At 72.7% G+C, this 25,266-nt stretch carries 18 protein-coding genes, 2 pseudogenes and 1 riboswitch; of the genes and pseudogenes, 6 read left to right on the top strand and 14 right to left on the bottom strand.

Annotated elements, in window-relative coordinates:
• A pseudogene (locus AB0P06_RS11945) lies at positions 1-105 on the top strand (ABC transporter ATP-binding protein); the annotation flags it as partial.
• Between the two features lie 46 nt (positions 106-151).
• On the top strand, positions 152-2,710 hold the full coding sequence (locus AB0P06_RS11940; protein WP_363607013.1) for an FtsX-like permease family protein: 2,559 nt from the start codon (positions 152-154) through the stop codon (positions 2,708-2,710).
• Positions 2,711-2,939: 229 nt separating this feature from the next.
• Here the strand turns inward: AB0P06_RS11940 and AB0P06_RS11935 are convergent, their stop codons facing one another.
• The 7 genes from AB0P06_RS11935 to AB0P06_RS11905 all read right to left on the bottom strand — a co-directional run bounded on the left by AB0P06_RS11935 (position 2,940) and on the right by AB0P06_RS11905 (position 11,038).
• A complete protein-coding gene (locus tag AB0P06_RS11935) occupies positions 2,940-4,310 on the bottom strand; it encodes an NAD(P)/FAD-dependent oxidoreductase (protein ID WP_363607012.1) in 1,371 nt (456 codons plus the stop codon).
• 428 nt (positions 4,311-4,738) lie between these two features.
• Positions 4,739-5,680, bottom strand: coding sequence for a Ppx/GppA phosphatase family protein (locus AB0P06_RS11930; protein ID WP_363607011.1), 942 nt, complete (start codon positions 5,678-5,680; stop codon positions 4,739-4,741).
• Entirely contained in the window at positions 5,677-6,354 is a 678-nt protein-coding gene (locus AB0P06_RS11925) for a DUF501 domain-containing protein (RefSeq protein WP_363607028.1), read from the bottom strand. The genes AB0P06_RS11930 and AB0P06_RS11925 overlap by 4 nt, the downstream gene beginning before the upstream one ends.
• Complete coding sequence (locus AB0P06_RS11920) at positions 6,326-6,808, bottom strand: septum formation initiator family protein (protein WP_363607010.1); 483 nt, start codon at positions 6,806-6,808, stop codon at positions 6,326-6,328. The genes AB0P06_RS11925 and AB0P06_RS11920 overlap by 29 nt, the downstream gene beginning before the upstream one ends.
• A 139-nt stretch (positions 6,809-6,947) precedes the next feature.
• Positions 6,948-8,234: a phosphopyruvate hydratase gene (eno, locus tag AB0P06_RS11915; protein WP_363607009.1), complete on the bottom strand. Its 1,287-nt coding sequence runs from the start codon at positions 8,232-8,234 to the stop codon at positions 6,948-6,950.
• A gap of 243 nt (positions 8,235-8,477) precedes the next feature.
• The gene (locus AB0P06_RS11910) at positions 8,478-9,368 is read right to left on the bottom strand and encodes a transglycosylase family protein (RefSeq protein WP_363607007.1); all 891 of its coding nucleotides are present in this window, start codon (positions 9,366-9,368) and stop codon (positions 8,478-8,480) included.
• Between the two features lie 5 nt (positions 9,369-9,373).
• A riboswitch (cyclic di-AMP (ydaO/yuaA leader) is annotated at positions 9,374-9,545 on the bottom strand.
• A gap of 224 nt (positions 9,546-9,769) precedes the next feature.
• The gene (locus AB0P06_RS11905; RefSeq protein ID WP_363607006.1) at positions 9,770-11,038 is read right to left on the bottom strand and encodes a cytochrome P450; all 1,269 of its coding nucleotides are present in this window, start codon (positions 11,036-11,038) and stop codon (positions 9,770-9,772) included.
• 156 nt (positions 11,039-11,194) lie between these two features.
• Here AB0P06_RS11905 and AB0P06_RS11900 point away from each other — a divergent pair, with 156 nt between their 5' ends.
• The gene (locus AB0P06_RS11900; RefSeq protein ID WP_363607005.1) at positions 11,195-11,617 is read left to right on the top strand and encodes an SDR family NAD(P)-dependent oxidoreductase; all 423 of its coding nucleotides are present in this window, start codon (positions 11,195-11,197) and stop codon (positions 11,615-11,617) included.
• 46 nt (positions 11,618-11,663) lie between these two features.
• On the opposite strand, the gene AB0P06_RS11895 is transcribed toward AB0P06_RS11900, so the two are convergent.
• Together AB0P06_RS11895 and AB0P06_RS11890 are read right to left on the bottom strand one after the other, a co-directional pair.
• A complete protein-coding gene (locus AB0P06_RS11895; protein WP_363607004.1) occupies positions 11,664-12,683 on the bottom strand; it encodes a MazG family protein in 1,020 nt (339 codons plus the stop codon).
• 88 nt (positions 12,684-12,771) lie between these two features.
• Positions 12,772-13,368 carry a hypothetical protein gene (locus AB0P06_RS11890; RefSeq protein ID WP_363607003.1) on the bottom strand — a complete coding sequence of 199 codons (597 nt, stop codon included), beginning with the start codon at positions 13,366-13,368 and terminating at the stop codon, positions 12,772-12,774.
• A 197-nt stretch (positions 13,369-13,565) separates the two neighbouring features.
• On the opposite strand from AB0P06_RS11890, the pseudogene AB0P06_RS11885 reads away from it, so the two are divergent.
• Positions 13,566-14,249 (top strand): annotated as a pseudogene (locus AB0P06_RS11885) (phosphatase PAP2 family protein); the annotation flags it as partial.
• A gap of 90 nt (positions 14,250-14,339) precedes the next feature.
• Here AB0P06_RS11885 and AB0P06_RS11880 read toward each other — a convergent pair.
• The 3 genes from AB0P06_RS11880 to mfd all read right to left on the bottom strand — a co-directional run bounded on the left by AB0P06_RS11880 (position 14,340) and on the right by mfd (position 20,367).
• On the bottom strand, positions 14,340-15,035 hold the full coding sequence (locus tag AB0P06_RS11880; protein ID WP_363607001.1) for a response regulator transcription factor: 696 nt from the start codon (positions 15,033-15,035) through the stop codon (positions 14,340-14,342).
• A 16-nt stretch (positions 15,036-15,051) separates the two neighbouring features.
• Complete coding sequence (locus tag AB0P06_RS11875) at positions 15,052-16,533, bottom strand: histidine kinase (protein ID WP_363607000.1); 1,482 nt, start codon at positions 16,531-16,533, stop codon at positions 15,052-15,054.
• Positions 16,534-16,737: 204 nt separating this feature from the next.
• Entirely contained in the window at positions 16,738-20,367 is a 3,630-nt protein-coding gene (gene mfd, locus AB0P06_RS11870; protein WP_363606999.1) for a transcription-repair coupling factor, read from the bottom strand.
• Between the two features lie 585 nt (positions 20,368-20,952).
• Between mfd and AB0P06_RS11865 the strand changes: the two genes are divergently transcribed.
• A complete protein-coding gene (locus AB0P06_RS11865) occupies positions 20,953-22,266 on the top strand; it encodes a nucleotide sugar dehydrogenase (RefSeq protein WP_363606998.1) in 1,314 nt (437 codons plus the stop codon).
• A gap of 82 nt (positions 22,267-22,348) precedes the next feature.
• Here AB0P06_RS11865 and AB0P06_RS11860 read toward each other — a convergent pair whose 3' ends face one another.
• On the bottom strand, positions 22,349-22,741 hold the full coding sequence (locus AB0P06_RS11860) for a beta/gamma crystallin domain-containing protein (RefSeq protein ID WP_363606996.1): 393 nt from the start codon (positions 22,739-22,741) through the stop codon (positions 22,349-22,351).
• A 387-nt stretch (positions 22,742-23,128) separates the two neighbouring features.
• On the opposite strand from AB0P06_RS11860, the gene AB0P06_RS11855 reads away from it, so the two are divergent.
• Positions 23,129-23,809 carry a hypothetical protein gene (locus tag AB0P06_RS11855; protein ID WP_363606994.1) on the top strand — a complete coding sequence of 227 codons (681 nt, stop codon included), beginning with the start codon at positions 23,129-23,131 and terminating at the stop codon, positions 23,807-23,809.
• Positions 23,810-23,827: 18 nt separating this feature from the next.
• Here the strand turns inward: AB0P06_RS11855 and AB0P06_RS11850 are convergent, their stop codons facing one another.
• On the bottom strand, positions 23,828-25,087 hold the full coding sequence (locus tag AB0P06_RS11850; protein ID WP_363606993.1) for a hypothetical protein: 1,260 nt from the start codon (positions 25,085-25,087) through the stop codon (positions 23,828-23,830).
• Positions 25,088-25,266: the final 179 nt, after the last annotated feature.

Below are 25,266 nucleotides of genomic sequence, written 5' to 3'. Positions count from 1 at the left end.
GTCTTCCTCGCCGACGGCCGCATCGTCGACGAACTCGTCAACCCCACCGCCGACACCGTCCTGGACCGCATGCGCCGCTTCGACGCCAAGGGCCGTACGAGCTGACGCTCCGCCGGCAGCCGCCCGTCCCTACCTGACCCCAGGACACCCCATGTATCGCACCGCACTGCGCAATGTGCTGGCCCACAAGGGCCGACTGCTGATGACGGCACTGGCCGTCATGCTGGGCACCGCCTTCGTGGCCGGCACCATGGTCTTCTCCGACACCTTCGGCAAGGCCATGCGGGACAGCAACTCCAAGAGCTACACCGACGTGTCGGTCCAGATCGTCGACCGGGCCGCGGGCTCCTCCGCCAGCGCCCGGGAGAAGAGCGACAAGAGCTCGGCCACCCTGACCGACGCCACGGTCCAGCAGCTCGCCGCGCTCCCCGGCACCGCCCAGGCCCGCGGCGTGGTCAGCGGCTTCACCGGGGTCGCCGACCGCAGCGGCAATCTGATCGGCAAGGCGTGGAGCGCCAAGGGCGCCAACTTCGCCCCCGGCCAGGACGGCAAGGACCCGCGTTACCCGATGGCCGAGGGCCAGGGCCCGAAGACGGCCAAGGAGATCGCGCTCGACCGCAAGACCGCCGACAAGGGCGGCTACAAGGTCGGCGACACCGTCCGGCTCGCCTCCAACGGCCCGGTGATCGAGGCCCGGCTGACCGGCATCTTCACCACCGACGACCCGGTGGTGAACACCGGCGGCACGCTCACCCTGTTCGACCGCGCCAGCGCCCAGCAGCTGCTGCTGGAGCCGGGCCGCTACAGCAGCATCGTGCTCGCCGCCAAGCCCGGCACCACCGAGGACGCGCTGCTCTCCCAGGTCCAGCCGAAGCTCCCGGCCGGCCAGCAGCTCAACGCCGAGACCGGTCAGCAGCTCAAGGACGACGAGCAGAAGATGATCACCAGCGGCACCGAGAGCATGCGCACCATGCTGCTCGCCTTCGCCGGGATCTCACTCTTCGTCGGCATCTTCATCATCGCCAACACCTTCACCATGCTGGTCGCCCAGCGCACCAAGGAGCTCGCGCTGCTGCGGGCGATCGGTGCCAGCCGCAAGCAGGTCACCCGGTCCGTGCTGATCGAGGCCCTGGCGATCGGTGCCCTGTCCGCCGCGGCCGGTCTGGTGGTCGGTGTCGGCATCGGTGCCGGGCTGCAGTCCCTGGTCGGCGCGATGGACAGCGGGATGCCCAGCGGCCCGCTGGTGATCAAGCCGCTCACCGTGGCCGTCACCCTGGTGGTCGGCATCGTGGTGACGGTGCTCTCCGCCCTGCTGCCCGCCATGCGGGCCTCCCGGATCGCCCCGGTGGCCGCGATGAGCAGCGGTGACCAGCCGAGCAGCCAGAAGAGTCTGGTGGTCCGCAACACGATCGGCTCGATCGGCGCCGCCGGCGGCGCCGCGCTGATCGCCTACGGCGCGTCCACCGGCAACGGCGACGGCCGGATGCCGGTCGCGGTCGGCGCCGTGCTGGCCCTGGTCGGCGTCTTCGTCCTGCTGCCGCTGCTCTCCCGCCCGGTCATCGCCCTGATCGGCCCGGTCCTCGGGAAGCTGGCCGGCATGCCCGGCAAGCTCGCCCGGCAGAACGCGGTGCGCAACCCGCGCCGCACCGCGGCCACCGCCGCCGCGCTCACCATCGGCCTGACCCTGGTCAGCGGTCTGACGGTGATCGGCGCCTCGGTCGGCGACGCGATAGACAAGGCCGTCACCAGCTCCCTGAAGGCCGACTACCTGGTCGGGGCCGCCAACGGCATGAGCCTCTCGGACAAGGTCCCGGCCGAGATCGCCAAGACCCCCGGGGTGACCGCCTCCTCGCCGTTCACCACCGTCTACTGGGACCTCAACGGCAAGAACCAGGAGATCACCGGGCTGAACCAGGACTCCTTCGACAAGCTCGTCTCGGTCAAGCTGACCAGCGGCTCCACCGCCGGGCTCGGCCAGGGCCAGATCCTGATCGACGAGGATGTCGCCAAGAACGGCAACCTCACCACCGGCTCGACCGTCAAGATCACCTACCCGGACGAGTCCACCGGCCAGGTCACCGTCGGCGGTGTCTACCAGAAGGGCGGGATGGTCGGCGGGGCCGCACTGGCCAACAGCGAGATCGTCAAGCACGATCCCCAGCCCTACATCAGGAACGTCCTGGTCAAGGGCGCCGACGGCGCCACCGACAAGCTGAAGCAGTCGCTCAAGGACGCCACCGGCGCCAACCCGGTGATCGAGGTCCAGTCCAAGCAGGACGTCCGCGACGAGTTCAGCCAGACCATCACCTTCGCGCTGAACATGATGTACGGACTGCTGGCGATGTCCGTGATCGTCGCGATCCTCGGGGTGATCAACACGCTGGCCATGTCGGTCTTCGAGCGCAAGCGCGAGATCGGGATGCTGCGGGCGATCGGCCTGGACCGCTCCGGCATCAAGCGGATGGTCCGGCTGGAGTCCGTGGTGATCTCGGTCTTCGGCGCCGGCATCGGTGTCCTGCTCGGCTGCTTCATGGCCTGGGCGATCAACGGCACGCTGAAGTCGAGCCTGCAGGGCCTCACCACGGTGCTCCCCTTCGGCCAGCTGCTGCTCTTCCTGGCACTGGCCGGCGTGGTCGGCCTGGTGGCCGCCTTCTGGCCGGCCCGCCGGGCCTCCAAGCTGGACATCCTGGAGAGCATCAAGACCGACTGACCGCCGGCCGGGGAAGGCCGGAAGCCGGGAAGCCGGGAAGCCGGGAAGCCGGGAACAGGAAACGGGAAGTCCCCCGCCGGAGGGTTCGGCGGGGGACTTCCCGTACTTCTTGTACTCCGCCCGGTCGCACGGGCCGGCTGAGCACCACGGAGGTCGTGGTCCGGCGGCGTTGCCGGGCGGAGGGCCTCCGACTCATACCCCGACGCTCCCACGCCGGGGTGTCAGTCGCTTACTTGCTGGCGAGTTCCTTGTCCGCGGCCGGCTTGGCCGCCACGGCGGGCTTCGGCGCGGGCGCCGTAGCCTCCTGGAACGCCTCGAACGGCTTCTCCATCTGCGACAGGCCGACGGCCTCGCGCTTCAGGAACACGGCCAGCGTCCAGTCGGTGAAGACGCGGATCTTGCGGTTCATGGTCGGGACCATGGCGCCGTGGTACAGGCGGTGGAACCACCAGGCCGGACGGCCCTTCAGCTTGTACTTGCCGAAGAGGATCGCCACACCCTTGTGCAGGCCGAGACCGGCCACCGCACCGAGGTTCTTGTGCTTGTACTCGGACTGCGGGAAGCCGCGCATCCCGGAGATGACGTTGTCGCCGAGGACGGCGGCCTGACGGACCGCGTGCTGCGCGTTCGGCGGGCACCAGGCGCCCTCGCCGGCGGCGAGGTCCGGCACCTGGGCGTTGTCGCCGGCGGACCAGACGTAGTCGAAGCCCTGGACCTGCAGGGTCGGGGCGGTGTCGACGTGGCCGCGCGGGCCCAGCGGCAGGCCGAAGTTGGCCAGCACCGGGTTCGGCTTCACACCGGCCGTCCACACGATGGTGGAGGCATCGGCCTCGACGCCGTTCTTCAGCACGACGTGCTGGTCGACGCAGGAGTCCATCGAGGTCTCGATGTAGATCTCGATGTTGCGCTCTTCGAGCTTCTCCTTGGTCCACAGACCGAGGTCCGGGCCCATCTCCGGGAGGATGCGGTTGGCCGCCTCCACCAGGATGAAGCGCATGTCGTCACGGCTGACGGTCCGGTAGATCTTGGCGGCGTCGCGCGCCATGTCCTCGATCTCGGCGATCGTCTCGACACCGGCGAAGCCACCGCCGATGACGACGAAGGTCAGCGCCTTGCGGCGGACCGCCTCGTCCGTGGTGGACTCGGCCTTGTCCAGCTGCGCCATGACGTGGTTGCGGAGGCTGATGGCCTCCTCGACCGTCTTCATGCCGATGCCGTGCTCCGCCAGACCCGGGATCGGGAAGGTGCGGGAGACCGAGCCGGTCGCGACGACCAGGTACTCGAAGGGCAGCTCGTACGAGTCGCCGGCCGCCGGCTGGATGGTGGCGACCTTGCGGGCGTGGTCCACACCGGTGACCGCACCGGTGAGCACCTCCGCCTTCTTCAGGGCGCTGCGCAGCGGGGCAACGAGGTTGCGGGGCGCGACGTTGCCGCCGGCCGCCTCGGGGAGGAAGGGCAGGTACGTCATGTACGACCGCGGGTCGACGACCGTGACGGTCGCTTCGCCGTAACGCATCTTCTTGAGGATGCGCATCGCGGCATACAGGCCGACGTAACCACCGCCGACAATGAGGATGCGAGGACGCTCCGTGGTGCTCATATCCGAAAGTATCCAGCACCGTTCGGAGCAGCCTTCGTGAGCCCAGTCACAAGCTTCTGGACACCCTGTGCTACACTTCGCGGCCCATTTCCCGGCTCAGGAGTACAGCCCCACCACCCACCGGAGCCCCGGGAGAGCACGCGCGTTCGAATGACCCGGCTGAGCAGCAACGATCCGTGCCGCGCCTGGGTTCCCGTGCATGATTTCGATTTTCAAACCCCCAGGGGAGCCTCACCTACGATCCAACGGTCGGCACGTCGGACGGACCTTTGGTCCCATATTTCGGACGGAGTGGGCCAACGACTGCGACGAATGACTGGATCGTCATGTGAAGAAATTCACGAACTTTCCCGCACGGCCCCGGGCGCGCCCCGGCCCCGGAGCCCCGATCGGGGCTCCGGGGCCGGAGAGGTAAGGCCCGCGGAAGGTCAGCGGGCAATACTCCAGGCGATGCCGTCCAGGATGTCGTGCTCGCTGACGACCACCTCGGCGGCGCCCGTCCGCTCCATGATCTCCAGCAGCTCCAGCGCGCCGGCCGCGATCACGTCCACCCGGCCGGGGTGCATCGACGGGATGGCCGCGCGCTGGGCGTGGGTGGCGGCCAGCAGCTCGTCGGCGATCCGCGCCACCCGCTCCCTGGTGATCCGCGAGTGGTGGATCACCTCGGAGTCGTACACGGGCAGGTCCTGGGCGATCGCGGAGACCGTGGTGACCGTCCCGGCCAGGCCCACCAGGGTGGCCGCACCGGTCAGCGGGACGGTCTCCTCGGCCTTGTCCAGCTCGGCCGCGATGTGTGCCCGGGCGGCGGAGATCTGCTCCGGCGTCGGCAGCTCGGCGCCGCCGAAGTGCCGCTCGGTCAGCCGGACGCAGCCGATGTCCACCGAGCGGGCCGCCTGCACGTCCCGCGTGCCCAGCACGAACTCGGTGGAGCCGCCACCGAGGTCGAAGACCAGATAGGGCGCCGGGAACTGACCACCGGTGAACTCCTTGGTGGCGCCCACGAAGGAGAGGTGCGCCTCTTCGTCGCCGCTGACCACCTCGGGCTCGACACCCAGGATCCCGCGCACACCGCTGATGTACTCGTCGCTGTTCTCGGCGTCCCGGGAGGCGCTGGTGGCGACGAAGCGGGTCCGGTCCGGGCCGACGCCGAGCCCGGAGATGACCTCCGCGTACTCGCGGCAGGCCGCGAAGGTGCGGGCCAGCGCGTCCGGGTGCAGCCGTCCTGTCCGGTCCACGCCCTGGCCCAGCCGGTTGATGACCATCCGGCGGTCGAGGTCGGTGATCTCCCCGGTCTCCGGGTCCAGGTCGGCGACCAGCAGCCGGATCGAGTTGGTGCCGCAGTCGATCGCGGCGACCCGGGTGACGCTCATGCGCCGGCCTCCCGGTCGTCCTGGCCGGCCTCCTCGGCGGCGCGCTTCTTCGCGGCGCGCTCCTCGGCCTTCCGCTGCTTGGCGGCGATCACGGCCTCGTGGTCGTGCTCCTTGGCGCGGTTGCGCGCGACCCGCCCACCGGCGGCCTCGACCTCGTCGGCGGAGACGCACGGGCCCTTGGCCCACCAGTCCTCCAGCATGCCGATCGCCTCGTCACCGAGCGGGTTGACGCCCGGTCCGGCCGCCAGCGAGTGGCCGACCAGTACGTGCAGGCACTTCACCCGGTCCGGCATGCCGCCGGCGCTCGGGAAGCCCTCCAGCACCTCGATGGCGTCCCGGCGGGCGATGTAGTCCTCGTGCGCCTTCTGGTAGGCGGCGGCCAGCTCCGGGTCCTCGGCGAGCCGGGCGGTCTGCTCCTTCATCACGCCGTCCGCCTCCAGGGTGCCGATCAGCGAGGCGGCCTTGGGGCAGGTCAGGTAGTACAGGGTCGGGAACGGCGTGCCGTCCGCGAGCCGGGGGGCCGTCTCCACGACGTCCGGGTTGCCGCAGGGGCAGCGGTGTGCGACCGCGCGCAGTCCGCGCGGGACCCGGCCGAGCTGCGCGGCGATGGCCGCGACGTCGGAGTCGGAGACGGTGGGGTGGTTCTCAGTGGTCATGGGGGGAGCTGTCTCCAGCGAGGGCGGGGGCGGGTGGAGAGGGCGGGGCCAGGGCGGCGGTGTCGGCTGTGTCGGCGGCGTCGACCGAGTCCCAGACGCTGGCGTACCAGGGCTTGGCCGCCGTCACCGGGCCGTGGGCCGCGCCCTCGGAGGGGGCGGGCGAGCTGACGGAGGACTTGGTGGCGCCCTGGCCGGCCGGGTCCACCGCGATGTACGGGGTCTCCCCCGGCATCGCGTAGTGCAGCCGGGCGCGGGCCTGCGCCTTGACGTACTCCGGGTCCTGCCAGCGGGCCTTCTCCCGGCGCAGCTGCTCGACCTGCTGCCGGGTGTGCTCGGCCTTCGCCCGCTGGGCGGAGATCTCGGAGCGCTGGGAGATGAACTGGCGGGTCGGGTAGGCGAGGATCGCCACCAGCGAGCAGAGCACCAGGACGAGGACGGTCGCCCGGCTCGTGAACCGGGGACGGGCCGCCAAGCCCGGAATCCTCCAGCCTGCCATCTCCCGATTCCCCTCCTGGTCGCGACGGTGCCCCGCCGTCCACCCTACGGGGTGAACGGCGGGGCACCGGTCAGGCGTGCGCTACCGGACGGCCGAGGGACCGGGCCGGAAGGGCTCAGCCCTCGTGCTTGAAGCGCGGGAAGGCGCCGCGGCCGGCGTACTCGGCGGCGTCGTCGAGGATCTCCTCGATGCGCAGCAGCTGGTTGTACTTGGCGACGCGCTCGGAGCGGGCCGGGGCGCCGGTCTTGATCTGGCCGCAGTTGGTGGCGACGGCCAGGTCGGCGATGGTGACGTCCTCGGTCTCACCGGAGCGGTGCGACATCATGCAGCGGTAGCCGTTGCGCTGGGCCAGCTCGACGGCGTCCAGGGTCTCGGTCAGCGAGCCGATCTGGTTCACCTTCACCAGCAGCGCGTTGGCGGTGGCGGTCTCGATGCCCTTGGCCAGGCGGACCGGGTTGGTGACGAACAGGTCGTCGCCGACCAGCTGGACCTTGTCGCCCAGCTTGACGGTCATGGCCTTCCAGCCGTCCCAGTCCGACTCGTCCAGCGGGTCCTCGATGGAGACCAGCGGGTAGGCGGCGACCAGCTCGGCGTAGTACTCGATGAGCTCGTTGGCCGAGAGCGCCTTGCCCTCGAACTGGTAGGCGCCGTCCTCGTGGAACTCGGAGGCGGCGACGTCCAGGGCGAGCGCGATGTCCTTGCCGGGGACGTAGCCGGCCTTCTGGATGGCCTCGACGATGAGGTCCAGGGCCTCGCGGTTGCTGTCCAGGTTCGGCGCGAAGCCGCCCTCGTCACCGAGGCCGGTGGACAGGCCGCGCTCCTTCAGCACGCCCTTGAGGGTGTGGTAGACCTCGACGCCCCAGCGGACGGCCTCGGAGAAGGACTCCGCGCCGATCGGGGCGATCATGAACTCCTGGATGTCGACGTTGGAGTCCGCGTGCGAGCCGCCGTTGAGGATGTTCATCATCGGGACCGGCAGGACGTGCGCGTTCGGGCCGCCCAGGTAGCGGAACAGCGGCAGGTCGCTGGCCTCGGCGGCGGCGTGCGCGACGGCCAGCGAGACGCCCAGGATGGCGTTGGCGCCGAGCGAGGACTTGTCCGGGGTGGCGTCCAGGTCGAGCATGGCCTGGTCGATCAGGCGCTGCTCGGTGGCGTCGTAGCCGACCAGCTCCGGGCCGATCTGCTCGATGACGGCCAGAACGGCCTTCTCCACGCCCTTGCCGAAGTAGCGGTTCTTGTCACCGTCGCGAAGCTCCAGCGCCTCGAAGGCGCCGGTCGAGGCACCCGACGGGACAGCGGCACGGCCGGTGCTGCCGTCGTCGAGGCCGACCTCGACCTCGACCGTGGGGTTCCCACGCGAGTCGAGAATCTCACGGGCTACGACGACATCGATGGACGGCACGAGGCATCTCCTAGCGGAAGCAGGGGTCCGGCTGACGGTGATGATGTCGGCGGGACGATTGCGGAGTCGTTACGACCAGAGCCTAACCGCACGGGCTCTCAGGGCCACGCTGACCTCGGTCCCGTCTCAGCGTGTGGCCTGCCTACCCACCGGTAGTTCACCTGGTTGCCCCATGGACGGGGCCGGAAGCGGGCGAAGGGGGCCGAATCCGGCCCCCTTCGCCCGCTGTCGCCTGTGCGGGACTCAGCCGAGGGTGAGCACCTGGCCGGGGACGATCAGGTTCGGGTTGCCGCCGACGGTGCCGCGGTTGCCGTCGTACAGCGCCTGCCAGCCGCCGGAGACGCCCTGGGCGGCGGCGATGGTGGACAGCGTGTCGCCGGACTGGACGGTGTAGCCGTGACCGCTCTTCGGCGCGGCGGCCGGGGCGCTCTGGGCGGCCGCCGGGCGGAAGTCCTGGCTCGCGGCCTGGCCGGCGTACTGCTGGTAGACGCTCTGGTGGCTGGTCCAGTACCAGGCGCCGTTGTTCTGGTACCAGTACACCTTCGCGTCGGCGTCCCAGCCAGCCTTGCCGGAGAAGCCCGGGGCCTGGGTGTTCTGCTGCGCGGGCTGGGCGGGCTTCGCGGCCGGCTGCGGGGCCTGCTGCTGGACGGGCTTCTGCGCGGGCTTCTGGGCCTGCTGCTGAACCGGCTTCGGCTGGGCCGGCTTCGGCGTGGCGGGCTTGGCGGCGGCGGAGGTGTCGACCGCGGCCGGGGCGCCGCCCTTGGTCAGGCCGGCCTTCTGGGAGCAGACCGGCCAGGCGCCCGGCCCCTGCGAGGCGAGGACCTTCTCCGCGACCGAGATCTGCTGGGCCTTGCTGGCCTGGTTGGCCTGCGCGGCGTACGCGTTGCCGCCGTACGCCTTCCAGGTGCTGGAGGTGAACTGCAGGCCGCCGTAGAAGCCGTTGCCCGTGTTGATGCTCCAGTTGCCGCCGCTCTCGCACTGGGCGACCGCGTCCCAGGTGGAGGCGGGGGCGGCCGAGGCACCGGAGGCGGTGAGGAGCGGCATCGCGAGTCCGACGCCGGCCACACCGGCGACGGCGATGGCCTTCTCGGCCTGGGTACGACGACGGTGACGGCCAGTTCCAACGAACAGCATGAAGATGTCCCTCTCCGCACGCCTGCGAGGTGAGCTGTCGGGTTCGGACCGGGAGGTGGCCCGGCCGCGTCACGCGGAACGTCTCGGCCCGCGCGGGCGGCTTCACCCCAAGCCGTGGGGGACGGCAACAAACCTGGTTCCCCCGCCCCTGCCCAAGGGTTCTGGTCGATTTCCCGTGACGCGGCGGGCAGGATTCGGCGTCCCGCGCACGAGGTCCGCAGCAGCGGACTCCAGGGAGGTTAGACAGATCATCACATCAATCACAAGCTCATATCGCCCACATCACACATAAATTACGGCCCGTGGTCATGCGCCTACCAACCGAGGTGCTATGTCCGGTTTAATGGTGATTCAGGCCACGTGGAGCGGGTCGACGGCACCCGACTGACGCGCCGGAAACCTCAGTCGACGGTCTCGGACGACGGCCTCTCCGGGGTGAATTCGACCGGCAGTTCACGAAGTCCACGCATGATCAGACCACCGCGCCACCGCAGATTCTCCGGGCTTTCGGCAAGCCGCAGATCGGGCAGCCGGGAGAGCAGCGTGGCCAGTGCGGCCCGGCCCTCCAACCGGGCCAGCGGGGCGCCGATGCAGTAGTGGATGCCGTGCCCGAAGCCGAGGTGCGGGTTGTCCGTCCGGGCCAGGTCGAGGGTGTTCTCGTCGGAGAACCGCGCCGGGTCCCGGTCCGCCGCCGCGAGCACCACCAGCACCGGGTCGCCGACCGGGATGTCCACCCCGCCGATGGTCAGCGGGGTGGTGGCGAAGCGCCAGGTGGCCAGCTCCACCGGGCCGTCGTAGCGCAGGAGTTCCTCGATGCCGGTCTCCAGCAGCGCGGTCTCGCCGCGGACGATCGAGTCCTGCAGCAGGGCCCGCTGGCCGGGGTTGCGCAGCAGCGCGTAGGTGCCGTTGCCGATCAGGTTGACGGTCGTCTCGAAGCCGGCGAAGAGCAGGATGAAGGCCATCGCCGCGGCCTCGTTCTCGGTCAGGTGCTCGCCGTGGTCACTGGCCCGGATCAGACCGGAGATCAGGTCGTCGCCGAGGTCGGCCCGCTTGCGGTGGATCAGCTCCAGCAGATACGCCCGCATCTTCCGTACCGCGCGCCCGACGCCACCGCGCTGACCGCCGCCGTGGCGGATCATCATGCCCGCCCAGTCCCGGAAGTCGTCCTGGTCCTCGGACGGCACGCCGAGCAGGTCGCAGATCGCGTAGATGGGCAGCGGGAAGGCGAACTCGTGGATCAGGTCCGCCGAGCCGCGCTCCGCGAAGCCGTCGATCAGCCGGTCGGTGAGCTGCTGCACCCGCGGCTCGAACTCGGCCACCCGGCGCGGCGTGAACGCCTTCGACACCAGCCGGCGCAGCCGGGTGTGGTCCGGCGGGTCGATGTTCAGCAGGTGCGTCATCAGATCGGCCTGCCGCTCCCCCGGAATGCCCACCCGGCCGGTGCGGTGCGCCTGCCCGCTGTGGTGGGCGGGGTTCTTGGAGAGCCTGCCGTCGGCGAGCGCCTGCCGCGCGTCCGCGTACCTGGTCACCAGCCAGGCCTCCACCCCGCTCGGCAGGGTGGTGCGGTGCACCGGCGCGTGCTCGCGCAGCCACGCGTACGCGGGGTACGGGTCGGCGGCGAACTCCCACGTGAAAAGCGGCGGGCGGGCGGAATCGGGCTGAACTGGCATGGGACGACCGTATCCGGTGGGTAAGTCCGGCCCGGCAGGCGTGAGCCTGGTCACCTGAGGGGTAATCCCTGTTGCGGAGGGTCAGGACGTGCCTACGATCCTCCAACGAAAAAATGTGGGCGACGGTGCGGTGCCGTCCACTGGAAGGAGCGCACCATGCGGGTAGCCGGGGCAGTCGTGGTCATCGCCGTACTCGACGGCGGGTCGGGTGCCGACCTCGCCCGCCGCTTCACCTCCGCCGGCGCCTCCGGGGTGCTCGTCGCCGACCTGCGGGTCGGCATCGCCGAGGACCTCGCCGCCGAGCTCGACCGGCCGGGCTGCCCGGTCGTCGGCGTCTGCGGCGACATCCACCGCCCGAGCGACATCGCCGCCCTGGTCGACACCGCCGAGAAGCACCTCGGCCCGATCGACCTGTTCTGTGTGGCCGGTCCGGACGGCGAGCGGATCATCTCGCTCGCCGAGCTGCCCGACCACCTCGACCTGGAACGGCTCGCCGAGCTGCTCGCCCTGGTCGGCGAGGCGATCGGTGAGGTCGTCCCGCCGCAGCGCCGGCCGGTGGAGAGCGTCCAGCCCGTCTGACCCCTGCCGGGACTGCCCGGGCAGCCGGCCGCCCGGGCAGTCCCGGCTACTCGGGCTTCAGCCCCTCGGCCGCGCGCACCGCGTCCCGGTAGCCGCGCGCCGCCGCCCGCAGCGCGGCGTCCACGTCCACCCCCGCGTCGTGCGCCCGCTGCGCCACCGCGAGCAGCAGCCTGCCCGCCGACTCCGCCGTGAGCTCGGCGGGCAGCTCGTACGGCTCGTCCGGCACGCCCGTGAAGCCCGCCCGGCGCGCCCGCGACACCAGCTTCGCCGCGTACGCCAGCGCGGGCAGCCCGGCCGGCACGCCGTCCAGCACCGACTCGCGCTCGGACTTCTCGGCGGCCTTCAGCTGCTCCCAGTTCGCCTCCACCTCGGCGGCGCCCTCGGCCTCGACGTCCCCGAACACATGCGGGTGGCGGTACATCAGCTTCTCGACGATGTCCCCGGCCACGTCGTCCACCGAGAACGGGTCGGTGGGGTGCTCCTCGGCGATCCGGGAGTGGAAGAAGACCTGGAGAAGGACGTCCCCCAGCTCCTCGCGCAGGGTGTCGCGGTCCCCCTCCTCGATCGCCTCGACCAGCTCGTACGCCTCCTCCACCAGGTACTTCACCAGACTGGCGTGGGTCTGCTCGGCGTCCCAGGGGCAGCCGCCGGGCGAGCGGAGGCGGTCCATCACGGAGACCAGGTCGAGCAGCCGGGCGCCCGGCAGGTCGTACGAGCCGGGCAGCACCTCGATCTCCGGCACCTCGCCCGCGTGCTCGACCGCGAGACGCGCCAGCGCGTCGGTCAGGCCAGGGTCGCCGTCCGGGCCGCCCAGCCAGACCGTCGGGCCCGCGCCGGGCGCCGGCTCGGTCAGCAGCCGGGCGAGGGCCGGCGCCGAGCCGGCCGGCACGAGGTCCACCTCGACCCCGGCCTGGCGCACCGCGGCCAGCTGGGGGTGGTCGGCGTCGGCCGCCAGCACGCGCCCGGCCGTGCGCAGCGCCTCCCAGGCGGGCCAGGCCAGCAGGCCGGGGGCCACCCGGTGGGTGGTGGTGAGCAGGATCAGCTTCGCGGGCGGAGGATTCGTCACCCTCCGAACCTACCCGGCCCCGGTGGCCCGCCGCGTCCCGGTTTCGGGCGGCGGGGCGGCGGGGCGGCGGGGCGGGGCGGGGCGGGCCCTACCGGGCCAGCCAGGGCGGGGCGTCGGGGAGCAGCACCGCCCGCTCCGCGTCCCAACCGCCGTAGCGGGGGTTGACCCGCAGGTGGAGCGTGGTGGCGGCATCGGCCAGCGCCCGGCGGACGGTGGCGTCGCCCGCCGGGGTACCGGCGTCCTGCCCGGCCGCGGCGGCGAGGCCGCGGATACCCAGCTGCCGCCGGTAGTAGGCGTCGGCCCCGGCCGCCGGGACGCCGCGCGCGACCAGCACCCGGGCCAGCGGACCGGCACCGCCGTACCGGCCCTCCTCCGCAGCCCGGACCGCCGCGACCTCGGCGCCGCCGACGGCCAGGCCGCGGTCGGCCACCGCCCGGGCGACCACCGCGTCGAGCACCAGGTCCGCGACGGCCCGCCGCACCAGCCCGTCCGCCTGCTGCCGGACGTCCGTCGACGCACCGCCGGACGCGGCCCGCAGCTGCGTCACCCGGGCCTCCACCGCGCCGACCGGGATCCGCCGGCCGTCCAGGACCACCGCCGTACCCGCCGTCAGGCCGTCGCTCCCGCAGGCGGCCAGCGCCGAGACGGCGAGCAGGACACCCGCGGCGGCGGTCCGACGGTGCATGGCTGGTCTCCGGGGGTGGCGGCGGGCCCGGCCGGGCGTTTCCCCGAGGGTAGGGCGGCCGTGCGCCCGACGCGCGGACCGTGGCCCGAACGGCTCAGCGGAGCGGGAGCCCGGCTGTCAACCCTGACGATCGTCCAGGGTCCCGTCTGACTTTCGGGCCGGGCCTCCGGCGTCGGCCGCTCCTACCGTCGGTGAGCATGAGGAGAACGGTCAGGACGTACACGACCACGACGGGAACGGCCGCCGCCGACACGGCCAGGACGACGGGTGCGACGGGTGCGAGAGTGGCGTCGGCGGTGGCCCTGCTGGGGGCGGGCGCCGGCGTGGTCGGGTGGCTCGCCCCGGCGGGCGGCGGCGAGGAGGCACCGGCCCGGGTGGTCGGCGGCCCGTCCGCCACGGGCTACCGGCGGGTGGTCGAGGCGGTCGCCGACGCACCGCACTGGCTGGGCTCGCTGATGGAGCCCGCCACCGAGGCCGGGCTGCTGGTGCTCGGTCTGCTGCTGGCGCTCCGCTGGTGGACGGCGCGCGGTCGGCGCGCCGCCGGACCGGTCGCGGGGGTCGTGCTCACCGGCCTCGGCACGGTGCTCGCGTACGGCACCAGCGAGGTGCTGAAGCTGATCGTCGACGAGGAGCGGCCCTGCCGTGCGCTGCCCGGGGTGCCGGCCGTCGCCGAGTGCCCGCCGCCGGGCGACTGGTCCTTCCCCAGTAACCACGCGACCCTGGCCGTCGCCCTGGCCACCGGCCTGGTGCTGCTGCGGCCGCGCTGGGCCCTGCTCGTCATACCCGTCGGCGGCGCCACGGCCGCGCTGCGGGTGGCGGCCGGGGTGCACTACCCGCACGACGTGGCCGCCGGGGCCGCCCTGGGCGCCACCGTCACGGCGGCGGTGGTCGTCGCGCTGCTCCCGCTCGCCACCGGGGCGGTGTCCGCGCTGGGCGGCGTGCCGTTGCTGGGGCCGCTGCTGCTGGCGCCGTCAGTCGCGCGGGCCACCCGCGCACGAACCGCCGACGGTCAGGCCGGCCTCGTGCGCGAGGACGGCGGCGGCCGCGCGGTTGGCCACGCCGAGCCGGGCCAGGATGGAGCTCACATGGGCCTTCACGGTGCCTTCCACCACGCCGATCCGGCGGGCGATCTGACCGTTGGACAGCCCGGCGGCGATCAGCGTCAGCACGTCGCGTTCCCGGACGGTCAGCCCGGCCACCTGGTCCCGGGCGGCGGTCCGGCGGTCGGCGGGCCCGCCCGCACCGCCCGCGGCGAGATGGGCGACCACCCGCGCGGCCACCTGGGGTGAGAGGTAGGCGGCGCCGTCCGCCACCGCCCGGACGCCGGCGATCAGTTCCTCCGGCTCGCCGGACTTGATCAGGAAGCCGTTGGCGCCGCCGCCGAGGGCCCGCAGGATGTAGTCGTCCTCGCCGAAGGTCGTCAGGATGACGATCCCGGTGGCGGCGCCGGTCCGGCGGATCTCGGCGGCGGCGGTGAGACCGTCCGCTCCGGGCATCCGGATGTCCAGCACCACGACGTCCGGCCGGTGCCGCCGGACCAGTTCGACGGCGTCCCGGCCGTCCCCGGTCTCGGCGACGATCTCGATGCCCGGGTCGGTGCTGAGCACCGCGCGCACTCCGGCCCGGACCATCGGCTCGTCATCGGCGATCACCACACGAATCGTCACCGCCCGCCTCCCGCGTTCACCGGAGCAGAGCATCGAGCGAGACCAGCACCTGCCCCTGGAAGCAGAGCCGGTACGCGTCGCCCGACCAGTCGACCAACAGATCCGCGGACATCGCGTAGTACTCGCATTCGACTCCCTCTCCCGACGGGGCCGGCGGCACCGCCGCCATGGCGGGCGGCCGGTAGGTGAGCTGACGCTCCGGCAGGACGCCTCGCACGGAGGCCCGGTCCTGACCGACCCGGAGCGACGCGTAGCCGGCCGGGTCCAGCACCGCCTGGCTGGTGACGTGGAAGGCCCATCCTCGCACGGCGAGCACCAGCACCAGGCCGGTCGCCAGCGGCACCAGAACCGCCGCCGCCAGCCCCCGGACCACCCGCCGCCGGGCGCGCCGGAGCTCCCCCGCCGTCTCCGCCGTCCGGGTCTCCGCCACCCGTACGGAGGACGCGGGACCAGGGGCGGAGCCAGGGCTGAGGGCGGAGCCAGGACCGGGGGCGGGGGCGGTGTTCGCGGGGCGGACCCGCGGCAGGCTCGCCACCACCTCGAAGCCGCCGTCGGGCCCCGGGCCGTGGGTGAAGACCCCGCCGGCCAGCCGGACCCGCTCGGCGAGTCCGATCAGCCCGCGCCCACCGGTCGCCGGCGCCGGCGCGGCCGGGGACGGCCCGTTGGCCACCCCGACCCGGGCCCCCTGCGCCGAGTACGCCACCTCGACGGTGACCAGCGCCCGCGGTGCGTGCTTGGCCGCGTTGGTCAGCGCCTCCTGCACCACCCGGTAGGCGGCGTGCTCGGCCGCCCTCGGCAGCCCGTCCGGCTCGCCCGTGACGGCCAGCCGGACGTCCAGGCCGGCAGCCGCGGCCTCGACGACCAGTTGCGCGATGGACGCGTCGGCCGGACCACGGGGGGCTCCCCCGTCGTCGTCCCGCAGGACGCCGATGACCTCGCCGAGCCGTTCCACCGCGACCGCGGCGCCCGCCCGGATCTCCTGGGCGGCCTCCCGGTGCGGCGGTGCCAGGCCGGGTGCGAGCTTGAGTGCCCCCGCCCGCAGGGCGATCAGGCTGAGATCGTGGCCGAGCGCGTCGTGCATGTCCTGGGCGATCCGGGCACGTTCCCGCAGCCGGGCCTGCTCCGCCACCAGCCACTGCTCGCGCTCCAGCCGCTCGGCCCGCTCCCACCCGGCCCGCACCAGCTCCTGCGACTGGCGCCAGAACCGCCCCAGCAGCCACGGCCCCATCGCGACGCACACCGAGAGCAGGACGAACCTCGTCCCGAGCACGAACCACCGCGGCACCACCGCCACCGCCACCAGCCCGACGGCGACCAGCCCGGCGAACACCGCGACGGCCGACCGGGCCCGCGCCGTCCGCCGCCCCGCCAGGAACGCGGCCGCCGTCGCGGGCAGCGCCCACCAGAGACTGAACACACTCCACCCGGTCGCCGCCGCCGCCACCGCCAGCAGCCCGCCGTCCAGCCACCCGTCCCACCGCTGTCCACCTGTTCGCACGGAGACGACAGTACGGAAGGGCGGCGCGGGGCGGATCTGTCGAAAGTCATGCCCGCGGGTGCGGGAGACCGGGGGGCCCGCCGGCAAGTCCCGGTCACTGGAGGAGGGTGCGCACGCGTGCCCCACCCGCGCAACACGCAACGGCGGCCCCGGGCAGTTCGCCCGGGACCGCCGCCCCCCCCGGGGGCAGACCCCCGGCGCCCGCTACTTCTTCGCCCCCGCCAGGTCGTCGAACATCGCCGACAGGAACTCACCGCACCAGCCCAGCAGTTCACGCCCGACCAGCGGCTTGCCGCCGATCCGGCCGGTCGTCGGCCGGGGCACCAGCAACTGCCGGGCGGCGGCCTTGACCTGGCTGCGCGGGTAGAGCCGGTTCAACCGCAGCTGCTGCGACTCGCGCAGCTCCACCGGCCCGAACCGGACGTTGGAACCCTGCAGGGTGATGTCCGAGATGCCGCACCGGCGGGCGTACAGCCGCAGCGCCGCCACCATCAGCAGGTTCTCCACCGCCTCGGGCAGCTTCCCGTAGCGGTCCACGAGTTCGTCGCGGACCTGGGTGATGTCCGCCTCCGAGTTGACCGCCGCGATCGAGCGGTACGCCTGGAGCCGCAACCGCTCGCCCGGCGCGTAGTCGTGCGGCACATGGGCGTCCACCGGCAGCTCGATCTTGACCTCCAGCGGCTCCTCCTCCGGCTCGCCGCCGCCCGCCAGCGACTCGCGGAACTCGGCCACCGCCTCGCCGACCATCCGCATGTAGAGGTCGAAGCCGACCCCCGCGATGTGCCCGGACTGCTCCCCGCCGAGCAGGTTGCCGGCGCCGCGGATCTCCAGGTCCTTCATCGCCACGTACATACCGGCGCCCATCTCGGTGTGCTGGGCGATGGTGGCGAGGCGCTCGTGCGCGGTCTCGGTCAGCGGCTTCTCCGGCGGGTACAGCATGTACGCGTACCCGCGCTCGCGGCCTCGGCCGACCCGGCCGCGCAGCTGGTGCAGCTGCGAGAGCCCGAAGGTGTCGCCGCGCTCCACGATCAGGGTGTTGGCGTTGGAGATGTCGATGCCCGACTCCACGATCGTGGTGGAGACCAGGACGTCGAACTCCTTCTCCCAGAAGTCGACGACGACCTTCTCCAGCTGGGTCTCCCCCATCTGCCCGTGCGCGGTGGCGATCCGCGCCTCGGGGACGAGGTCCTTCAGCCGGGCGGCCGCCTTGTCGATCGACTCCACCCGGTTGTGGATGTAGAACACCTGGCCCTCGCGCAGGAGTTCACGCCGGATCGCGGCCGAGATCTGCTTCTCGTCGTACGGGCCGACGAAGGTCAGCACCGGGTGCCGCTCCTCCGGCGGGGTGGTGATGGTGGACATCTCGCGGATCCCGGTGACGGCCATCTCCAGGGTGCGCGGGATCGGGGTGGCCGACATGGTCAGCACGTCGACGTTGGCGCGCAGCTTCTTCAGCTGCTCCTTGTGCTCGACGCCGAACCGCTGCTCCTCGTCCACGATGACCAGGCCGAGGTCCTTGAAGCGGGTCTCCGAGGAGAACAGCCGGTGGGTGCCGATGACGACGTCCACCGAGCCCTCGAACAGGCCCTCCAGGACGGCCTTCGCCTCGCCGTCGGTCTGGAACCGGGAGAGCGCCTTCACCGTCACCGGGAAGTTCGCGTAGCGCTCGGCGAAGGTGGAGAAGTGCTGCTGCACCAGCAGCGTGGTCGGCACCAGCACCGCCACCTGCTTGCCGTCCTGCACCGCCTTGAACGCCGCCCGCACCGCGATCTCGGTCTTGCCGTAGCCGACGTCGCCGCAGATCAGCCGGTCCATCGGGACGGACTTCTCCATGTCCGCCTTGACCTCGGCGATGGTGGTCAGCTGGTCGGGCGTCTCCGCGTACGGGAAGGCGTCCTCCAGCTCGCGCTGCCACGGGGTGTCCTGGCCGAAGGTGTGGCCGGGGGCGGCCATCCGGGCCGAGTACAGCTTGATCAGGTCGGCGGCGATCTCCTTGACCGCCTTCTTGGCCCGCTGCTTGGTCTTGGCCCAGTCCGCGCCGCCGAGCCGGTGCAGGGTCGGGGCCTCGCCGCCGACGTACTTGGTGACCTGGTCCAGCTGGTCGGTCGGCACGAAGAGCCGGTCGCCGGGGTGGCCGCGCTTGGCCGGCGCGTACTCCAGCACCAGGTACTCGCGGGTCGCGCCCTGCACGGTGCGCTGCACCATCTCGACGTAGCGGCCGACGCCGTGCGCCTCGTGGACGACGTAGTCCCCGGCGGCCAGCGCCAGCGGGTCGATCGCGTTGCGGCGCCGGGACGGCATCCGGCGCATGTCCTTGGTGGAGGACTTCTGGCCGGACAGGTCGGTCTCGGTGATCACGGTCAGCTTGAGCGCCTCGTCGACGAAGCCGTGCTCGATCGAGCCGCAGGAGACATGGACGACGTCCCGGGTGGGCGCCTCGGCGAGGTCGGCGACCAGCCGGGCCGGGATCCCCTCGTTGCCGAGCACCTCGGCGAGCCGGGAGGCCGGGCCGTGCCCCTCCGTGACCATGACGACCCGCCAGTCGGCGGCCAGCCGTTCCTTGGCGTCGGCGATCGCCCGGGCGGTGTCACCCCGGTACGCCTCGACCGCGTGCATGCCGAGGGTCAGCGTGTTGGCGTCGAACTCCAGGACGGAGTCCACCGAGGACTCGCTGGTGGCGAACGGGCTGACCGACCACCAGGGCAGGCCGATCTCCTCGGCGTGCTCGCGCACCTCGGCCAGCGAACGGAGCGAGGCGGCGGAGACGTCGATCGCCTCCAGGTCGATCGGCCGGTCCCCGCCGGCCGCGGCCGCCACCCACGAGGCGTGCAGGAACTCCTGGCTGGTCGCCACCAGGTCGGCCGCCCGGGTGCGGACCCGCTCGGGGTCGCAGACCACGGCGACCGAGCCGAGCGGGAGCACGTCCATCAGCAGTTCCATGTCGTCCACCAGGACGGGTGCCAGCGACTCCATGCCCTCGACCGCGATGCCCTCGGCGATCCTGTCCAGGATCTCGGCCAGCCCGGGGTGCTCGACGGCCAGCGCGGCGGCGCGCGTCCGGACCTCGTCCGTCAGCAGCAGCTCACGACAGGGCGGCGCCCAGAGGCCGAAGTCGGCGATCTCCAGCGAGCGCTGGTCGGCGACCTTGAAGTAGCGGATCTCCTCGACGTCGTCGCCCCAGAACTCCACCCGCAGCGGGTGCTCCTCGGTCGGCGGGAAGACGTCCAGGATGCCGCCGCGCACCGCGAACTCGCCGCGCTTCTCGACCAGTTCGACCCGGGCGTAGGCGGCGGCCGACAGCCGCCGGGCCACCTCCTCCAGGTCGTGCGACTCACCGCGCCGGACCGCCACCGGCTCCAGCTCGGCCAGCCCCTTCACCTGCGGCTGAAGCACCGAGCGGACGGGGGCCACGACGACCTGCACCGGGCCTGCCGCCGGGTCGTCCGCGCGCGGGTGCACGATCCGGCGCAGCACGGCCAGCCGGCGGCCGACGGTGTCCGAGCGCGGCGAGAGCCGTTCGTGCGGCAGCGTCTCCCAGGCCGGGAACTCGGCCACCGCGTCGGGTGGCAGCAGCGAGCGGAGCGAGGCGGCGAGGTCCTCGGCCTCCCGGCCGGTGGCCGTGACGGCCAGCACCGGCCGGCCGCGCTCCCCCGCCGCCTGCGCGGCGAGCGCGCGGGCCAGCGCCGCGACGGCGAACGGTCTGGCGGCGGGCGGGCCGACCAGGTCCAGGTGGCGGCGGCCGCCGGCGGCGGCACCGCTGGCGGTCGCGGCCTCGATCGCCTCGGCGAGGGCCGCGTCCCGCGCGACGACATCGAGCAGTCCGGTCAGGCTCATCTGGAGTCTCTTCTTCGTCCCGTGGCTGGTGCTGCCCCCGGGCGACGAAGGCCCGCCGGGGCAACGCGAACGGCCCGGCACGCCGTGCGGCCGGGGGTCTCCAGCCTACGCCGCGGCGCAGACGCGCACGCGGCGCACGGCCACGGCACGGCCGGGGCGCGGCCGGGGCGCGGACGAACCACCGGCCACCGGGCCGCGCACACGGCTTCGCGATCTGCCACGAACTGGACATACTCCTGTCACTGGCCGTCCATGGAGATCGCGCACCATGGTGAATGTGCCCGCCGCACCCAACCGTGGGGGATGGCTGTGGCGGCACAGTCGCACACCCGATGGGGGTCGGGGGTGCGAGGCCGGGCGACCCTGGGTGGGGGCGCCCGCCCAAGCGCCGGGAACCGTGGCGTCCTTTCCTGGAGGACGCCACGGGTCTCGGCCTCGTCCGCTCCGCGCCGCCGCGCCCGGACCGCCCGCCCGTTTGCCCGAACGCGCACGCCGCCCCGCCACCGCTCCCTACCCTGTTGTGAAGGCCGTGTGGGGACGCTCCGGAGGGGTCTGGGGGCGTCGCGATGGAGGGGGTTCTTCGTCATGCGCGTTGTCATCGCAGGCCAGGGCTATGTGGGGCTGCCGCTGGCGGTCCGCGCGGCCGAAGTGGGGCACCGGGTGGTCGGCTACGACGTGGACGAGCGCCGGATCAAACGGCTGGCGGTCGGCGAGTCGTACGTCGAGGACATCCCCTCCGAGCGGCTGCGCCCGCTGCTGGAGAGCGGCGGCTATCTGCCGTCCGCCGACCCGGCCGACGTGGCGGGCTTCGACATCGCGGTGATCACCGTACCGACGCCGCTGCGCGACGGGGTGCCCGACCTGTCCTGCATCGAGTCCTCGGCCCGGCTGCTCGCCCAGCACCTGCGGCCGGGGGCGACGGTGGTCCTGGAGTCCACCACCTACCCGGGCACCACCGAGGAACTGCTCGCGCCGCTGCTGGAGGAGGGCTCGGGCCTGACCGCCGGCCGGGACTTCCACCTCGGCTACAGCCCCGAGCGGATCGACCCGGGCAACCCGACCTGGCGGCTGGAGAACACCCCGAAGGTGGTCTCCGGTGTGGACCCGGCGGCCCTGACGGCCGTCGAGGGCTTCTACGGACAGCTGGTCGAGCGGACGGTACCGGTCTCCTCCTGCAAGGAGGCCGAGCTGACCAAGCTGTTGGAGAACACCTTCCGCCATGTGAACATCGCGCTGGTCAACGAACTGGCGATGTTCGCGCACGACCTCGGGATCGACGTCTGGGAGGCGATCGACGCCGCCTCGACCAAGCCGTTCGGCTATCTGCGTTTCACCCCGGGGCCGGGCGTCGGCGGGCACTGCCTGCCGATCGACCCCTGCTATCTGTCCTGGCGGGTGGAGCGGGCACTCGGCCAGTCGTTCCGCTTCGTCGAGCTGGCCAACGACGTCAACAGCCACATGCCCGACTACGTGGTGCGGCGGCTCGCCGAGGCGCTGAACGAGCGGCGGCGCTCGGTGAAGGGGTCGCGGGTGCTGCTGCTCGGGCTCGCCTACAAGAAGAACACCGGGGACGCCCGGGAGACGCCGGCCGCCCGGGTCGCCGAACTGCTGACCAGGATGGGCGCCGAGGTCCGGGCCGCCGACCCGCACGTGGTGGTCGGGGTGCACGTCCCGGAGCCGGTGATCCCCGGCCAGCGGGCCGCCGAGCAGGATCCGCACGGCGATCCGTTCGCCGCCGTCCGCCGGGTGGAGGCGACACCGGAGGAGCTGGCGGCGGCGGACGCGGTGGTGCTGCTCGCCGACCACGACGAGTTCGACTACGAGGCCGTCACCACGCACGCCCGGTACGTGCTGGACTGCCGCCGCCGGCTGTCGGGCGCCGCGGTCGAGGTGCTGTGACCGGGCCGGGAGGGCGACCACGGGATGGTGCCGGGCGTCCGCACCCGCCCGGCACCCCGTGGAGGACAACGGCTCGCGCCGGCTACCAGCGGGAGAGGTTGATGTCGTACATCATCACCTGGTGGCCCTGGTTGCCGTTGAAGTCGTACTGCTCCCAGTTGAAGACCGTCCAGGAGCCGAGCCCGCCGCCGAGGTACGTGATGACCCGGTTGTTACCGGCGTCGATCCGGTCGACGTTGTAGATACGGACCGACATCCACCCGTCGTTCGCGAAGCAGAGCTGGCCGCTGTAGCCGTAGTTGTACACCTTCGCGTAATCGGTGTGGTTACCGCAGTCGATCCGGTTCACGGCGTTCGCATCGGCCACCGGCAGCAGCGCGGCGGCGGTGGCGGCCAGAACGGCGAGCACGCCGATCCTGCTCGCCCTGATATTTCCCGTACGGCGATCCTTGCGGGGATTTGTGCGGCGAATCATGAAACCCCTCCATCGACAGCTGTTGCGACTCCAGAGATTTACATGGAGGCCTGCTACCGAACAGCTGTTTTCCGGCCAAGCCGTAGTACCGCGGGTACCCCCGAAACGAACCCAGGGGGAATGCGCTAGGGTCCGATCAGCCTTGCCGGGCCTGAGGAACGGAGCAGAAGCTTGGCACGTCCACCACATTTGGGACGATTCACCGCCATCGCCCTGGCGGCTGCTTTTTCGACCCTTTCGGCAAGTTGCACCGCTTTCCCCGGAGGCGGTTCGGCGGAATCCTCGCCGACGCCGCCGGCGATCGACTCGCCGAAAGCCCCGGAATCCGGTCGCAGCGGAATGACCGGACTGCCGCTCTCCGCTTATCAGGGCAATGACCAGAGCGCCGTGAAAGAGATTCAGGCCAGGAATGCGCTGGTCGTCTCGTGTATGCGGCGGGCCGGATTCACCGCGTTCGGCGGCGACGGCCTCCAGCCCGCGCAGGCGCCGGACAACGCGACCGCCCTGCCGGCCGGCGCCTGGGGGTATCTGGGGGCCGGGGCCGCTGCCGTGCAGGGATTCCACCCGCCGACGCGGACCGCACCCCGGCCGGTCGGGTCACCGGCCGGGTCCGGCGAGGCGTACGACGCCGCCCGGGTGGACTGCGACCGGCAGGCGGCGGAACGGATCGGCTCGCCCCCGGGCAACGGCACCGCACTGGTCAGCCGGCTGTTCGACGAGTCGTTCCGGGCGACCGGCCGCGACGAGCGGGTGGTCGCGGCGACCCGGAACTGGTCCGGCTGCATGGCCGCCGCCGGGTTCCAGGCCGACGACCCGGCGGTCCTGCCCGGACGGTTCCAGGGCGCCCGGGAGATCACCGCGAGCGAGATCGCGACCGCCCGCGCCGACGCCGACTGCACCGCGAGCAGCAACCTCGGCGGCATCTGGTTCGCCGTCCTGGCCGGCTACCAGCGGCAGCTGATCGACCGCAACGCGCAGGCCCTGACCGCCCAGCGGGAGGCGGTCAGGGCCCAGGACGAGAAGCTCGTGCGGCTGCTGGCGGGCGACGGCCCCTCGGCCGCGCCCTGAGGCGGGAACCGCCCGGGGTCAGCGCCGGTGGTAGCCCACGGTGTTCGGGCTGCCGTAGTCGCTGCCGTCGTCCACGATCACGATCTTGGGGATGATCCGGGTCTCCTCCTCCGGCCGCCTCTGCTCGCCGCCGGTCGCGCCACCGGAGGGCGCACCGCTCGGCGGCGAGGCCGGCCGCGGCGGCGCCCCGGCGGGCGCGACCGGCCCCGGGGTGACCGGGCCGGGCGGCACCGGCAGCACCGCCGTCGCCGCCTCGGCGGCGGCCGGCCGGACCCCACGGGCGACCCCGACCGCACCGTCCTTGCGCAGATTCGCCACCGCGATCTCGCCGGTGTCCGCCTCGGAGTCCACCTCCGGCGCGTCCCGCGCCCCGGCCCGCGCCGCCTCGGCGGGGTCGAGCGCGCCCACGGCCGCGCCGGTGAGCGAGGCGAGGGTGGCCTTGATGTGGTCCAGGTGCTGCTGCACCGTCTCCTGGCGGGTCTCGAACTCGCGCTGCTCGCGCTCGCTCGCCGCGTTGATCCGCTCGGCCTCGCGCCGGGCCTGCTCGATCAGCTGGTCCGCCCTGGCCTGCGCCTCGGCGTCCGCCTGCTTGATCTGGCCGAGCACGGTCTCCCGGTGCTGCTCGGCCTCCTTGACCCGGCGCTCGGCGGTCGCCGCCACCTGGGCGTCCGCGGCGTCCGCCTTGGCCTCGGCCGCGGCGAACGTCTCGTCGGCGCGGCGGCGCAGCTCGGCCAGTTTGGCCTCGGCCCGCTCGGAGGCCTCCGCCGCCGCGACCCGCACCTTGGCGGCGTGGGCGGTGGCCGCGTCCCGGACGGACCGGATGTCGCGGTCGGCGTCGGCGCGGATCGCCTCGGCCTCGGCCCGGGTGCGCTCGTCGGTGCGCCGGGCGGCCTGGTCGGCCTCCGCGCGGGTGGTCGCGGCGTACTCCTTGGCGGCGTGGGACAGCGCCTGGCCGGCCTCGTAGACGTCGTCCCGGTTGTCCTCGGCGTACCGCTCGGCGGCGTCGCGGACGGCCCTGGCCTCGTTCTCGGCCATCCTGGCCAGCGCCAGGGCCTGCTCGCTGAGCACCTCGTAGTCCGGCTCCGGGGCGTCGGCGGCGGCCTGCCGGATGTCGGCCAGCCGACGCTCCATCTCCCGGATCCCGGCGCCGAGCACGCTCAGCCGTTCCCACGCCTCGTCGCGCTGTGCGGTGAGAGCGGCCAGGGCTCGGTCGACCTGCTCGGGCGCGTAACCGCGCCGGGCAGCGGTGAAGCCGTGCTGGGGGACGGCGTCGCTCATGGGCTCTTCCCCTCGTGTCGCGGGCTGCGGAGCCCATGATCGGACGGATCGGACGGATCGGGAACCGAGTCTGGAACCGAACGTCTTACGGATCGAAACGCGGTGAGGACCGGCCGAATAGACCCATCCTCTTGACCTATTTTGCGCAGATCGTGGCGAAACCCCAATGAGGCAGAGCC

This window comes from Kitasatospora sp. NPDC088351 (assembly GCF_040685575.1).
In the GTDB taxonomy this organism is placed as follows: domain Bacteria; phylum Actinomycetota; class Actinomycetes; order Streptomycetales; family Streptomycetaceae; genus Kitasatospora.
The sequence above is the reverse complement of the archived record's forward strand: the minus strand, read 5'-3'. Positions and strand labels throughout refer to the sequence as shown.

Excerpts from the sequence above, each read along its gene's own strand:
- AB0P06_RS11940 (WP_363607013.1), top strand. The coding sequence starts at position 152 with ATGTATCGCACCGCACTGCGCAATGTGCTGGCCCACAAGGGCCGACTG.
- AB0P06_RS11935 (WP_363607012.1), bottom strand. The coding sequence starts at position 4,310 with ATGAGCACCACGGAGCGTCCTCGCATCCTCATTGTCGGCGGTGGTTAC.
- AB0P06_RS11930 (WP_363607011.1), bottom strand. The coding sequence starts at position 5,680 with ATGAGCGTCACCCGGGTCGCCGCGATCGACTGCGGCACCAACTCGATC.
- AB0P06_RS11910 (WP_363607007.1), bottom strand. The coding sequence starts at position 9,368 with ATGCTGTTCGTTGGAACTGGCCGTCACCGTCGTCGTACCCAGGCCGAG.
- AB0P06_RS11905 (WP_363607006.1), bottom strand. The coding sequence starts at position 11,038 with ATGCCAGTTCAGCCCGATTCCGCCCGCCCGCCGCTTTTCACGTGGGAG.
- AB0P06_RS11900 (WP_363607005.1), top strand. The coding sequence starts at position 11,195 with ATGCGGGTAGCCGGGGCAGTCGTGGTCATCGCCGTACTCGACGGCGGG.
- AB0P06_RS11890 (WP_363607003.1), bottom strand. The coding sequence starts at position 13,368 with ATGCACCGTCGGACCGCCGCCGCGGGTGTCCTGCTCGCCGTCTCGGCG.
- mfd (WP_363606999.1), bottom strand. The coding sequence starts at position 20,367 with ATGAGCCTGACCGGACTGCTCGATGTCGTCGCGCGGGACGCGGCCCTC.
- AB0P06_RS11865 (WP_363606998.1), top strand. The coding sequence starts at position 20,953 with ATGCGCGTTGTCATCGCAGGCCAGGGCTATGTGGGGCTGCCGCTGGCG.
- AB0P06_RS11860 (WP_363606996.1), bottom strand. The coding sequence starts at position 22,741 with ATGATTCGCCGCACAAATCCCCGCAAGGATCGCCGTACGGGAAATATC.
- AB0P06_RS11850 (WP_363606993.1), bottom strand. The coding sequence starts at position 25,087 with ATGAGCGACGCCGTCCCCCAGCACGGCTTCACCGCTGCCCGGCGCGGT.